This window comes from Jiangella asiatica, assembly GCF_004349065.1.
In the GTDB taxonomy this organism is placed as follows: Bacteria; Actinomycetota; Actinomycetes; order Jiangellales; family Jiangellaceae; genus Jiangella; species Jiangella asiatica.
The window spans coordinates 1-12500 of record NZ_SMKZ01000084.1; the positions used below are offsets into that span (position 1 = coordinate 1).

Sequence of the window (12500 nt, forward strand, 5' to 3'; positions counted from 1 at the left end):
CGCCGACCCGCCGTCGGGCTGCCGGTTCCGCACCCGCTGCTGGAAAGCGCAACAGAAATGCGCCGACGAGGTGCCCGAGCTGATCGACCGACTCGGCACCGGCCACCCCAGCGCCTGCCACTTCCCCGAGGTGCACGCATGACCGGGTGGGACCTGCTGATCACCGGCGGGGTGGTCGTCGACGGGACCGGGACCGACGGGTTCCGGGCCGATGTCGCGGTCGCCGACGGGGTGATCGTCGCGGTCGGCCCAGACCTCGGCCCCGTCCTGCCCGACGACACTCACGCCACCCGCACTATCGACGCCAGCGGCCGGATCGTCTGCCCGGGCTTCGTCGACATCCACACCCACTCCGACCTGACCCTGCTGTCCGCGCCGCTGGCCCGCAGCGCCGTCCACCAGGGCGTCACCACCGTCGTCGTCGGCAACTGCGGTCTCGGGGTGGCACCGCTGGCCGACGGTGCGGACGTGGCCGGCATCCGGGCCGCGGTCGGCTACCTCGACCTCGACCCCGCGGTCGAGTGGTCGTGGCGCGACTGGGCCGGCTACGCCGACGCCGTCGCCGCAGCCCGGCCCAGCGTGAACGTCGCCGGACTGGTGGGGCACCTGCCGCTGCGCGGCGGCGTGGTCGGCTTCGACGACCGCCCGCCCACGCCGGCCGAGCTGGCCAGGATGTGCGAACTGCTGGGCGCGGCGCTCGACGAGGGCGCCGTCGGGCTGTCCACCGGGCTGATGTACGCGCCGCTGACGTTCTCGCGCACCGACGAGCTGGTCGCGCTGGCCCGGGTGGTGGCCGACCGCGACGCGCTGTTCGCCTGGCACCTGCGCGACTACTCCGACGACGTCGTCCCGGCGGTCCGCGAGGCGCTGGAGGTTGCCGCCGCGACCGGTGTGCGCACCCAGCTGTCGCACCTGACCGCCGTCGGGAAACGCAACTGGGGCAGCGTCGTGACGGCGCTGGAGCTGATCGACGCCGCCCGCGGTGAAGGCCTGGACGTCGCCGTCGACATGTATCCCTACCTGGCCGGCAACGCGCCGCTGGCCCAGCGGCTGCCGGCGTCGGTCCAGGCCGGTGGCGACGCCGCGATGCGCGCCCGGCTGGCAGACCCGGCCGTGCTGGACCAGGTCCGCGCGCACTGGGCGGACGAGGCGGTCGGCTGGGACGAGATCACCATCAACGCCGCACCGGGCGAACCGGAGGTCCTCGGGCACACCGTCGCCGACCTCGCCGCCGCCCGCGGCGCCGACCCGGACGCCGTCGCCGTGGAGCTGCTGGCGAGACAGGGCAACGCGGTCTCGATGGTCGCCGGCGGACGCGACGCGGGCGACCTCGTCGCGGTCCTGGCGCACCCGGCGTCGGTGATCGGCTCGGACGGGCAGGCCCTCGACACCGAAGGGCCGACCGGAACCGGAATCCCGCATCCACGTTCGTACGGCTGTTATCCCCGGCTCCTCGGCGAGTACGTGGACAATGGGTCGTTGACGCTGGCAGAAGCGATACACAAGGGCACGTCGGCGGCGGCGGCGAGGGTGGGCGTCACGGACCGGGGAATCGTGGCGGACGGGTACGCGGCCGACATCGTCGTGCTCGACACCGAGACCTTCGCCGACCGGGCGACGTACGCCGATCCGCGGCGCCACCCGGACGGCGTCGACGCGGTGATCGTCAACGGCCGGCCGGTCGTCGACCATGGAAGACACACCGGAGCGCGATCCGGGCACGTACTCAGGACAAAGGGGCAGGGATCATGACACCCGTGGCGAGAACCACCCGGCGGGCGTCGGTCGACGACGACCGGCCGGCGTCGGCCAACTACCATGCCAACGCGTTGGCGCGCGGCCTGGCGCTGCTCGAGCTGCTGGCCAGCGGGGCCGAACCGAAGACCCTGGTCCAGATCAGCGACGAGACCGGGCTGCCGAAGAGCACCCTGGTGCGGCTGCTCGCGGTGCTGAACGAGATGGACTACGTCGTGCGCGTCGACGACCGCCCGTCGTACCGGCTCGGCCACAAGGTGCTGCGGCTGTCCAATGCGTACATGTCGTCGCTGGACCTGTCCGTCGTCGCCGACCGGTACCTCGCGCCGCTGGCGGTGCGCACCGGGCAGACCGCGAACCTCGGCATGCTCGACGGCGACCAGGTCATCCACGTCGGCGTGCACGAGCCGGACCGCCCCATCCGGTTCCGCGCCAGCCCGGGCGTGCGCGACCACTCCTACTGCACCGGCCTGGGCAAGATGCTGCTGTCGCGGCTGGAGGCGGACCAGGTGGCGGCGCACGTCCCGCCCGGCCCGTTCGAGCGCTTCACCGACGACACCATCACCACGATGGACGAGCTGGTCCGCGAGCTGCGGCGCATCCAGCGCCGCGGCTACGCCTTCGACGACAACGAGCGCAGCGTCGGGCTGCGCTGCGTCGCCGTCCCGGTCGAGGTCGACGGCGAGTGCCTGGCGGCGGTCAGCGTGTCCGGCCCGTCCGGCGAGTTCGGGCCGGACCGCCAGCAGAGCTACCTGGAGCGGCTGCGCGAGACCGCGGCCGAGCTCGCCGGCGACCCCGACACCGCCTCGGCGCTGCGCATCGTGCACAGCTCGCTGCGGCCAGCGCAGTCCGCGGGCTAGGTACCAACCGGGAGCAACCCTCCGAGGAGCCGCCGATGTTCGACGTCCACACGCACTGCCATCAGCCCGAGCACTGGGGCCCGGAGTGGAATACCAACTGGGCGCCCGTGTACGGCCATGCCGAGGCGCACAGCTTCACCCCGGCGGAGTACGACCAGGCGATGAAGGAGGGCGGCGTCTCCGTGTCGTGCGTCTTCGGGCTGCGGGCCACGGCGGCCGGGGTGGCGACGCCGAACGAGTACGTGCAGTGGTTCTGCGAGAACACCAGCACCGAGACCATCGGTTTCATGGCGCTGGACCCCACCGACGACGACGTCCTGGACCAGCTGGCCGACGGCGTGGCCCGCGGGCTGCGCGGCATCAAGCTCTACCCGGTGCTGTCGCTGTTCGACGCCCGCGACGAGCGGTTCGACCCGTTCTACCGGGCGGCCGCGGAGAACGGACTGGTCATCCTGTGGCACATGGGCGCGACGCCCAGCCCGGCCGGGTCGCTGATGGTGAGCCAGCCGCTGGTGGTCGACGAGGTGGCCCGACGGCATCCCGACCTCACGATGGTGATGGCGCACATGGGACACCCGTGGCAGCGCGAGGCGATGGTCGTGTGCCGCAAGAACCGGCGCGTGTTCACCGACGTGTCCGCGTCGTGGGCGCGGCCGTTCGATGGGTACCACGCACTGGTCAGGGCCCAGGAGTGGGGCGTGGTCGACAAGCTGCTGTTCGGGTCGGACTTCCCGATCTGGACGCCGGCGCAGGCGGTCGCCGGGCTGCGTGAGGTCGCGGCGATACGGCCGCCGACGCTGCCGTACGTGCTGCCGTCGACGGTGGAGTGGCTGCTCGACGGCGACCCGCGCGAGGCGCTGGGGCTGCTGTGACCGCGACCTTCGAAACCCGGGCGGCCGTGCTGTGGCGGCTGGGCGACGAGCCACCGTACGCCGGCGGCGACGCGCTGACCGTCGAGTCGCTCACGCTGGCCGCGCCCGGAGCGGGTGAGCTCCTGGTCCGCATCGAGGCCGCCGGGCTGTGCCACTCCGACCTGTCCGTCATCAACGGCAGCCGCCCGCGGCCGACGCCGATGGTGCTGGGGCACGAGGCCGCCGGCGTCGTCGAGGAGGTCGGACCGGGTGTCATCGACGTCGCACCCGGCGACCATGTGGTCATGACGTTCGTGCCGTCGTGCGGTCACTGCACCGAGTGCGCCGCGGGCCGCCCGGCCATGTGCTCGGTGGGCGCGGCGGCCAACGGCTCGGGCACGCTCGTGGCCGGCGGCACCCGGTTCGGCCGGGGTCCGGAGGCGTTCGCGCACCACCTGGGCGTGTCGGCGTTCGCGGAGCGGACGGTCGTGTCGCGCGGCTCGGTCGTCGTGGTGCCGGACTCCGTGCCGTTCGACGTGGCCGCGATGCTCGGCTGCGCGGTGCTGACCGGATTCGGCGCGGCCGTCAACACCGCGGGCGTCCGGCCCGGGGAGTCGGTGGTGGTGTTCGGGCTGGGCGGGGTCGGGCTGTCCGCGGTGATGGCCGCGGCGCTGGCCGGCGCGTACCCCGTCGTCGCCGTCGACACCGTGGCGGACAAGCTCGACCTGGCGGCGGCGCTGGGCGCGACGTCGGTCGTCGACGCGGGCGCCGACGACGTGGTTGCCGCGGTCCGCGACGCCACCGGCGGTGGCGCCGACCACGCCCTGGAGTGCGTCGGCAGCGCCCGGGTCCTGGAGACCGCGTTCGCGGTGACCGCCCGCGGCGGCACGACGGTAGCCGTGGGCCTGCCCGACCCGTCGCACCGCGCCGAGCTGCCGGCCGTCCAGCTGACCGGCGAGGGCCGGGTGCTGCGCGGCTCGTACATGGGCTCCGCGGCGCCGGCTCGGGACATCCCGCGGCTGATCCGGCTGTGGGAGGCCGGCCGGCTGCCGGTCGAGCGGTTGCGCACCGGCGACATCGGCTTCGACGGCCTGGCCGGCGCGTTCGACGAGCTCGCCACCGGCCGCGCCGTCCGCCAGCTCCTCCACCCAGTGACGGTCCCATGATCATCAACGGTTGGCGACACTATGACGTCGCCAACCGTTGATGATCATGGGAGACCGTCCGCGCGTCAGGCCGTGCCCTCGTAGGCGGCGGTCAGCTCGGCCAGGTCGAGCTTGACCATCTTCAGCATCGCCGCGGTGGTGCGGCCCGCCTTCTCCGGGTCCGGGTCGCTGAGGTAGCGCAGCAGTTGCATCGGCGTCACCTGCCAGGAGACGCCGAACCGGTCCTTGAGCCAGCCGCACTGCGTGGGCGTGCCGCCGCCGGCGAGCAGCGCGTCCCAGTAGCGGTCGATCTCCTCCTGCGTCTCGCAGCTGACGAAGAGCGAGATCGCGTCGTTGAACGGGTCGTGCGGGCCACCGTTGAGCGCCATGAACTCCTGGCCGGCCAGCTCGAACGTCGCCGTTGACAGCGTGCCGGCCGGGAACGGGCCGCCCTCGCCGTAGCGGATGAGCGATGTGATCCGGGCGTCGTCGAAGATCGACGTGTAGAACGTCAGTGCTTCCTCGGCGTTGTCGTCGAACCACAGGAACGGGGTGATCTTCTGCGTCATGGTCGTCTCCTTCTCGCGATGCGCCGGTCCTGTCCCTGCGCTTCTCAGTGATGAGTCGGAGCCGGTCCGCGGTTCTCGACAGCATCCGGCGGATTCTCCGCGCCGGGCTGGGCGAGGGTCCGCCGCAGCAGCCAGCCGTCCGCGGTCCGGATGAGCGCTTACCGCCTGCTGTCGCGCCGTCCGTGCAGAGTGAACAGCATGCGGCGGGGCGTGCGGTCGTGCTCCTCCCACCATCCGGTGTCGGCGATGGACTTGTCCGCGTCCTCATAGCCGAGATGGTCGAGGTCGTGATCGTCGACCTCGACGGCGAGCCGGTTCTCGCCCGGCTCGCGCGGCAGGCCGCGGGGCACCGCCCACGACCGCAGCACGCCGTTCTCCTCCAGGCGCAGGTCGAAGTGGTGGCGGGGTCGACGGTGCTCGTGCAGCACGAACGCCGGCCGGGCCTCGTCGTCACCCGACGGCTCCCGGTCCACGGCCACCAGTCTCCCATGATCATCGACGGTTGGCGACGCTATGACGTCGCCAACCGTCGATGATCATGGGAGAAGCGCCGGTCAGACGGTGGACAGCGCGGCGGTGGGTGGCATCCGGGCCGCCCGGGCCGCGGGGTAGGCACCGGCCAGCGCGCCGACGACCATCGTGGCGCCGGCCGCGCCGCCGAGCACCCAGACGGGCAGCGCGAACGGCCAGTCCCGGCTGGTCGCGAACGCCGCCGTCGCCAGCCCGCCGAGCACCGCGCCGCCGACGCCGCCGAGCGCGGCCAGCAGCACCGACTCACCGAGGAACTGCCGGCGGATGTGCGCCCGGGTGGCGCCCAGTGCCCGGCGCAGGCCGACCTCGGAGCGGCGCTCCAGCACGGCGATCACCATGGTGTTGGCCACGCCGATGCCGCCGACCAGCAGCGCCACGCCGCCGAGCGCGAGCAGTAACGTCGTGAGCGTCTCGTCGGTGGCTGCCTGCGCGGCCAGCGCGTCCGACGGCCGGCTGACGGCAACCTCCTCCGGGTGCGCGGGGTTGACCGTCGCCGGCAGCAGCGCCCGGATCTCCTCCAGGACGGCCTCGTCGGAGCGCTCGTAGATGGTCGTGGGCGCGCCGTCGAAGCCGAGCAGCTCGGTCGCGACCGGCCAGCCGATCAGCGCCGCGGAGTCCAGCTCCGGCGCCAGCGGCACCGGATCGAGCACGCCGACGACGGTGAACCACTCGCCGCCGACCCACACCTCGACGCTGCCGTCGGTCCGGCTCACGCCGAGCAGCTCCGCGGCGTCGGCGCCGAGCACGACGGCCGGGTAGGCCGCGAGCGCGTCGTCGAGCCAGCGTCCGGACGCGACCGTGCCTCCGACGGTGTCCAGCAGGTCGATGCGGGTGGCGTCGACCGCGAGCGCGTTCGTCTGGTTCAGGTCGATCTCGTCGGTGCGGTAGACGTTCGCGTCGGGGACCGCGCCGATCGCGCTGACGGACGTGACGCCGTCCAGGCGGGCCACCATGTCGACGCTCTGCTCCGGCAGCACCACCGTGTCGCCGGTGAACGACGACCCGGCACCGACCGTGAGCAGGTTGGTGCCCAGTGCCTCGAGCTGCTGGTTGACCTGCTCGCGGCTGCTGGCGGAGATGCCGACGACGGCGACCATGGCGGCGATGCCGACCGCGATGCCCAGGGCTGACAGCACCGCGCGCAGCGGTCGGGCGCGCAGGCCGGAGAACGCGACCCGCGCGGTGTCGCGGGCACGCAGCCGGGAGGGTGGCGGGGTGCTCATCGTCGCTCCATATCTGTGTTGCGCCGCCGCAGCGCGGGGCCCCACTCCTCGTCGGACTCGATCCGCCCGTCCAGGATGTGCACCTGCCGGGGCAGCTCGGCCGCGACGCCGTGGTCGTGGGTGATGACGATGACGGTCGTGCCGGCGTCGTGCAGCTCGTGCAGCAGCTTCAGCACCGCCGCACCCGAGGCGGAGTCCAGGGCACCGGTCGGCTCGTCGGCCAGCAGGAACGACGGCTTCCCGACCAGGGCCCGCGCGACCGCGACCCGCTGGCGCTGCCCGCCGGACAGCTCGTTGGGCTTGTGGTGGACGCGGTCGGCCAGGCCCACCCGTTCCAGCGTGGCGCGGGCCCGCCGGCGCCGCTCGCGCAACGTGGCGCCGGTGTAGAGCAGCCCGTCGGCGACGTTGTCCAGCGCCGGCACGCCGGGAGAGAGGAAGAACTGCTGGAACACGAAGCCGATGCGCCGCGCCCGCAGCGCCGACAGCTGGCGGTCCGACAGCGAGCCGACGTCGTGGCCGTCGATGCGCACCGTCCCGGTGTCGGCCCGGTCCAGCGTGCCGAGGATGTTGAGCATGGTGGACTTGCCCGAGCCGGACGGCCCGACGATGCTCACCATCTCGCCGGCGTCGATCGTGAGGCTGACCCCGTCCAGTGCCCGCACCGGCGGGCGGCCGGGGTAGACGCGGCGCACGTCCTCGAGGCGGACGACGGGATGGACGACGGGGTGGTCGACGGTGCTCACCGGCCGGCCACCCCGACGACGGTGCCCTCGGCGATACCCTCGCCGGTCACCTCCACCTGGCCATCGGCGAACAGTCCCGCCTCGACCGGCACCACAGACGTGGTGCCGTCGGCGGCCACCACCTCTAGCCCGTAGCCACCGCCCGACATCGCCAGCAGCGCGCTGACCGGCACGAGCAGCACGTCGGCACGCTGGTCCACCGGCAGCACGACGTCGATCGGCGAGCCGACCAGGCCCGCGTCCGCCGGCTCGGCCAGTGTCACCTCGACCTCGGCGACCGCGGTGTCGGCGCCCTCCTCTTCCTCACCGCCTCCGCCCGCGGGCGGCGCCTGCTCCACCACCGACGACGCAGCGACGGTGCCGGCCACTTCGGTGCCGTCCGGCAGCACGACAGTGACCGCGGCGCCGATGGCCAGCAGGTCGCGGTCGGCGACCTCCACCTCCAGGGTCGCCACCTGGTCGGTCCCGGTGATGTCAAGCACCGGTGCGCCCGGCGACACAGCACCGCCGACGTCGGCGTGCACCGTGCCGACCCGGCCGCCCTCGGGCAGGAACACCACGTCGGAGCGGCCGACGGCGCCGGTCTCCTCCGCGCCGATGTCCTCCTGCCACTCGCTGACCGCGTCGGCGGTGTACTCGGTGTACTCGTCGTCGGCGGTGAAGCCGTCGTATCCCAGCGCCACGAGGTTCGCCTCCAGCTGCTCGACGTCGACACCGGTGTCGCCGGGGCCGAGGTCCCGGTACATCGGGATGGCACCCAGCAGCGCCGTCACCGGCCGCTCGTCCAGCCGGAACAGCTCGGTGCCCCGCGTGACCTCGGCGTCCTGCGCGGCCAGCCGGGTGATGGTGCCCTGGCCGGACAGCACGGTGAGTGCGTCGCCGTGGCCGAGGGTGCCGGCCCAGGTCTCCGTCGCAGCGAGGGTCCCGCGGGTCACCTCGGCGGTGGCGACCGGTGCCGACGTCGGGCCGGCGGACGGGTCGCCGTCGTCCTGTGTCAGGTACCAGTACGCACCGCCGCCACCAGCGGCGGCGACCGCGCCCATGGTCAGCCAGAGCAGTCCGGTGCGCCGGTGCCGCCGCGGTGGCTGGCCGAGGTCGCTGTCGTGATCGATGGTCGCCGTCATCGGCGTGCCTCCTGCGTGAGCATCGTGCGGTGCTTGAGGCGGTGGCTCACTGGCCACCGCCGCCGGGGCCGAACCGCACCGGGACGCCGGCCAGCAGCGACTGGCACGCGCTGATCGCGGTCTGGAACGCCGCGGAGTTGGGGTCGAGGCCGGCCGGCATCGAGAGGGAGCCGTCCGCGTTCGGGTCCGGCATGTCGACGCCGTTCTCGCGCATGCACTCGGTGAAGGCCCGCAGCGACTCCAGCGACTCCGCGTCCTGCTCCGGCATCTCCCCGCCGTTGGGCAGCAGCGACCGGCACTCCTCCATGGCCGCCTCCGCGTCGGGGTCGTCGGGGAGCGTGAGCTGGACGCCCTGCTGGTTCGGGTCGGGGTCGGGCATGTCGACGCCGTGCTCGCGCATGCATTCGTAGAACGCGAGCTCGTCGTCCTCGACGTCGCCGTCGTCGACGGACTCGCCGCCGCCCCCGGTGCCGGCCGCGGAGACGTCGTCGTCGCCGTCGGACCCGCAGGCCGTCAGCGAGACCGTCAGCAGCAGTGCCAGGACGGGCAGCAGCCGGGCGCGACGCGCGCGCCGGCCGGTGATGGAACTTTTCATGATCGTCCTCCGGGACGTGTCGAAGCCGTGTGAACGGTGTGTTCGCCACGCTCCCCGGCCCGGATGAGACGTCTTTAGGGCCGTTCTAAGAGCCGGCTGAGAATCGACGACGGGGTTCGCGCGAGGTCCGCGGCGTCAGCCGGCGACGACCGGAGCTCGGAGCGGAACCCGAAGCGTGAAGACCGATCCGCCACCGGGGCGGCGGGCCGCGGCGACGGTGCCGCCGTGCAGCTCGACGGCCTGCGCCACGATGGCCAGGCCGAGCCCGGAGCCCTGCCGTTCGCGCGCGTCCGCGCCGCGGTAGAACCGGTCGAACAGCCGCGGCAAATCGTCGTCGCGCACTCCGGGGCCGCGGTCGAGCACGCGAACGGTGGCCCACCCGTCGCGCGCGCGGAGCAGCACCTCGACCCGCCCGCCGGCGGGACTGACCTGGACGGCGTTGCGGACCAGGTTGGCGATCGCCCGTTCCAGCGTCGCCGGGCGCACCGTCGCCTCGATCGGCCCACCGCGCACGTCGACCGCGACGTCGGGGTTGACCCGCCGGGTCCGCGCCACCGCACGGTCGGCGAGTGAGCCGAGATCCACCTCGAGGTACGGCTCGTCGTCGGTGCCGCCGCGGGCGAGGTCGACGATCTCGCCGATCATCTCCGACAGTGCGGCCGCCTCGGACTCCAGGTCGCGCAGCAGCTCGGAACGGTCCGCGCCGGCGAGGGTCCGTTCAGGACGTTGCTCGGCGCGCAGCAGCACGCCGAGGTCATTGCGCAGCGTGGTCAGCGGGGTGCGCAGCTCGTGCCCGGCGTCCTCCACGAGCTGCCGTTGCCGGGACCTGGCACTGTCCAGGGCGGCGAGCATGGCGTTGACCGACCCGGCGAGCCGGACCACCTCGTCACGGTCGCTGCCGCGCACCTCGATGCGGTGCGCGAGGTCCTTCGTCGTCGCCACCTGCTCCGCGGCGGCGACGAGCTTGTCCACGCGCCGCAGCCCGGCCCTGGCGATCACCCAGCCCAGCGCGCCGGCCACGGCGACGCCGACCCCGGCAACGGCGACCAGCAGCCAGGCGATGCGGGTCATCGTCCCCTCGACGCCGTCGAGCGGCTGAACGAGGCGCAACACGCCGCCGTTGCTGATCAGGGCGCTCATCACCCGGTAGTTGATGCCCTCGATGGACTCCGTGCGCATGTGCGGACCCTCGGTCTCGCCCTCCAGCAACGCCCGCTCGGCACCGTCCAGGACGAACGCCTCGATCTCCTCGCCGGGAGGGATGTTCTCCTCGACGGCGCCGTCCGGGCTCACGATCTGGACGCCCAGCGGATCGTTGGCGATGACGAGGCTGGGCCCGCCGGTCCCGTCGGCCGACTGCTCGGCCATCTGCTCCGACATCTCCGCGAGCTGGTCGATGTCCGGGAGGCGGTCGAGCAGCCGCTGGTCGATCTCGTCCAGCAGGCTGGACCGGATGAGCAGCCATGCCGCGACGGATGCGGCCAGCACGGCCAGCGCCATCGCCGCCGACGTGAGGATCGCCAGCCGGGCCCGCAGCGTCACGGCGGATCCGCGGGCCGCACCGTGTAGCCGACGCCGCGGATGGTATGCAGCATGCGCGGCTCGTCGCCGGCCTCGAGCTTCTTGCGCAGGTAGCCGATGTAGACGTCGAGGGAGTTCGTGGAGCCGTCGAGGTCGCTGCCCCAGACGCCTCCGTAGAGCTGCGTACGGGTCAGCACTTGGCGCGGGTGGCGCATGAACAGCTCGAGGAGGCCGAACTCGGTCCGCGTGAGCGTGATCTCCCGGTCGCCGCGGGAGACCTGCCAGGTCTGCGCGTCCAGCCGTAGGTCGCCGACGACGAGTGGTGGCTGGTCGCCGCTGGGTGCCGTCCGCCGCAGCATGGCACGCAACCGCGCCAAGAGCTCCTCGTGGGCGAACGGTTTGACGAGGTAGTCGTCCGCTCCGGCGTCAAGACCCAGGACGCGGTCGCGCACGGCGTCGCGCGCGGTGAGCATGAGGACCGGGGTACGGTCCCCGTCGCGGCGCATCCGGCGGCAGACCTCGATGCCGCTGAGCACCGGCATCATGACGTCGACCACCAGCACGTCCGGCCGGACGTCCGGCAGCCTGCCGAGCGCCTCGACACCGTCGGCCGCGGTCGTAACCGCGTAGCCCTCGAAGCGCAGCGACCGCGCCAGGGACTCCCGCAGGACCGGTTCGTCGTCCACGACAAGAACCCGCACGCCGCCAGTGTGCCGGTGTCCCTTAAGAACAGCCTGAGAACGTCGTCACGAGGCGAGGCGGAACGGCGGGTACCGGTCGGTGACGAGCACGAGGGCGTAGGCCACCACCCGGAGGTGCCACCGGATGACGCCCTCGACGAAGTCGAACATCCCACGCGGGTAGCGGCCGGTGAACAGGATGGCGAACCAGACGACGATGACCACCACGATCGCGGCGATGTCGAGGAAGAACAGCACGATGTAGTGCGGGATCGCGAGAAACCACTTCACCAGCGGCAGCCACCGGTTGAGCTCGGCGCGAGCGTCCGGGTAGTGGTAGTCCAGCCGAACGGTCTGGTGATCGTCTGTCGACGGGTACCGGTCGTTCATGAGCGCGAGATAGCAGCCCACCCGGGTGCTGAACCGCTGAAGCTCCAGGTTCCAGTCGAACCACCAGCGGGGATATTTCTGCCGGAAGAGGATCATCAGCAGCGGGGCGAAGAACAGGATCCCGCCAGCACCGGTTGCGACCGTGGAGCCCTGCTCGGATGTCCACTGCCAGGTCCCGCCCGACACGCTGGCCAGGATGATCAGTATCGGAATGGCGACGAACAGCCGGAAGAAGGTGGTGAGCCGATTCAACGGGCGGTCCGGGTACTCCACCGCGAACTGGACCGGATAGATCGGTTGTTCCATGAGGCACCATCCAGGCTCGAACGACACGGGCGCCCACGCCGGGACACCCTTGATCAGGTCTACTACTGGAAACCACGACGCCGCAGGCTGACACGCTGGCTCCTTCCCCGGAGGACCGGTCGGGCGGAGGCGGCCGCGGAGGTGGTCGGCGAGGCCGGCGGGCCGGCACCGGCGGGATTTGACTTGGCGCGGTGGATCTTTGTAAGT

Annotated in this window: 12 protein-coding genes and 2 pseudogenes; 5 read left to right on the forward strand and 9 right to left on the reverse strand. The window is 72.6% G+C overall.

Annotated elements, in window-relative coordinates:
- The 5 genes and pseudogenes from E1269_RS34500 to E1269_RS30615 form a co-directional block, all read left to right on the forward strand.
- Positions 1-142, forward strand: a pseudogene (locus E1269_RS34500) (peptide ABC transporter ATP-binding protein); the annotation flags it as partial.
- On the forward strand, positions 139-1752 hold the full coding sequence (locus tag E1269_RS30600) for an N-acyl-D-amino-acid deacylase family protein (protein WP_131901814.1): 1614 nt from the start codon (positions 139-141) through the stop codon (positions 1750-1752). The pseudogene E1269_RS34500 and the gene E1269_RS30600, both read left to right, overlap by 4 nt.
- A 5-nt stretch (positions 1753-1757) precedes the next feature.
- Positions 1758-2615, forward strand: a complete 858-nt coding sequence (locus E1269_RS30605; protein WP_162606703.1) for an IclR family transcriptional regulator — start codon at positions 1758-1760, stop codon at positions 2613-2615.
- Between the two features lie 35 nt (positions 2616-2650).
- Complete coding sequence (locus E1269_RS30610; protein ID WP_131901818.1) at positions 2651-3487, forward strand: amidohydrolase family protein; 837 nt, start codon at positions 2651-2653, stop codon at positions 3485-3487.
- Positions 3484-4632, forward strand: a complete 1149-nt coding sequence (locus tag E1269_RS30615) for a zinc-binding dehydrogenase (RefSeq protein WP_131901820.1) — start codon at positions 3484-3486, stop codon at positions 4630-4632. The genes E1269_RS30610 and E1269_RS30615 overlap by 4 nt, the downstream gene beginning before the upstream one ends.
- Positions 4633-4697: 65 nt before the next feature.
- Here the strand turns inward: E1269_RS30615 and E1269_RS30620 are convergent, their stop codons facing one another.
- From E1269_RS30620 to E1269_RS30660, 9 genes and pseudogenes are all read right to left on the reverse strand, one after another.
- On the reverse strand, positions 4698-5180 hold the full coding sequence (locus E1269_RS30620; protein ID WP_131901822.1) for a VOC family protein: 483 nt from the start codon (positions 5178-5180) through the stop codon (positions 4698-4700).
- A 161-nt stretch (positions 5181-5341) separates the two neighbouring features.
- A pseudogene (locus E1269_RS30625) lies at positions 5342-5653 on the reverse strand (DNA polymerase ligase N-terminal domain-containing protein); the annotation flags it as partial.
- 81 nt (positions 5654-5734) lie between these two features.
- Entirely contained in the window at positions 5735-6934 is a 1200-nt protein-coding gene (locus E1269_RS30630; RefSeq protein ID WP_131901824.1) for an ABC transporter permease, read from the reverse strand.
- Entirely contained in the window at positions 6931-7677 is a 747-nt protein-coding gene (locus tag E1269_RS30635; RefSeq protein WP_131901826.1) for an ABC transporter ATP-binding protein, read from the reverse strand. The genes E1269_RS30630 and E1269_RS30635 overlap by 4 nt, the downstream gene beginning before the upstream one ends.
- Positions 7674-8801, reverse strand: coding sequence for an efflux RND transporter periplasmic adaptor subunit (locus E1269_RS30640; protein WP_131901828.1), 1128 nt, complete (start codon positions 8799-8801; stop codon positions 7674-7676). Before E1269_RS30640 ends, E1269_RS30635 begins: the two co-directional genes overlap by 4 nt.
- A 46-nt stretch (positions 8802-8847) precedes the next feature.
- Positions 8848-9396, reverse strand: coding sequence for a hypothetical protein (locus E1269_RS32620; protein WP_162606704.1), 549 nt, complete (start codon positions 9394-9396; stop codon positions 8848-8850).
- Positions 9397-9531: 135 nt separating this feature from the next.
- Positions 9532-10938 (reverse strand): HAMP domain-containing sensor histidine kinase, encoded by a 1407-nt coding sequence (locus E1269_RS30650; protein WP_131901830.1) that lies wholly within the window; start codon positions 10936-10938, stop codon positions 9532-9534.
- Positions 10935-11618: a response regulator transcription factor gene (locus E1269_RS30655; RefSeq protein WP_131901832.1), complete on the reverse strand. Its 684-nt coding sequence runs from the start codon at positions 11616-11618 to the stop codon at positions 10935-10937. Before E1269_RS30655 ends, E1269_RS30650 begins: the two co-directional genes overlap by 4 nt.
- A 45-nt stretch (positions 11619-11663) precedes the next feature.
- A complete protein-coding gene (locus E1269_RS30660) occupies positions 11664-12293 on the reverse strand; it encodes a DUF4389 domain-containing protein (protein ID WP_131901834.1) in 630 nt (209 codons plus the stop codon).
- Between the last annotated feature and the right edge of the window lie 207 nt (positions 12294-12500).

What these genes read in the sequence shown, in the direction of transcription:
- E1269_RS30600 (WP_131901814.1), top strand. Translation starts at nt 139, where the DNA reads ATGACCGGGTGGGACCTGCTGATCACCGGCGGGGTGGTCGTCGACGGG.
- E1269_RS30610 (WP_131901818.1), top strand. Translation starts at nt 2,651, where the DNA reads ATGTTCGACGTCCACACGCACTGCCATCAGCCCGAGCACTGGGGCCCG.
- E1269_RS30620 (WP_131901822.1), bottom strand. Translation starts at nt 5,180, where the DNA reads ATGACGCAGAAGATCACCCCGTTCCTGTGGTTCGACGACAACGCCGAG.
- E1269_RS30630 (WP_131901824.1), bottom strand. Translation starts at nt 6,934, where the DNA reads ATGAGCACCCCGCCACCCTCCCGGCTGCGTGCCCGCGACACCGCGCGG.
- E1269_RS30640 (WP_131901828.1), bottom strand. Translation starts at nt 8,801, where the DNA reads ATGACGGCGACCATCGATCACGACAGCGACCTCGGCCAGCCACCGCGG.
- E1269_RS32620 (WP_162606704.1), bottom strand. Translation starts at nt 9,396, where the DNA reads ATGAAAAGTTCCATCACCGGCCGGCGCGCGCGTCGCGCCCGGCTGCTG.
- E1269_RS30660 (WP_131901834.1), bottom strand. Translation starts at nt 12,293, where the DNA reads ATGGAACAACCGATCTATCCGGTCCAGTTCGCGGTGGAGTACCCGGAC.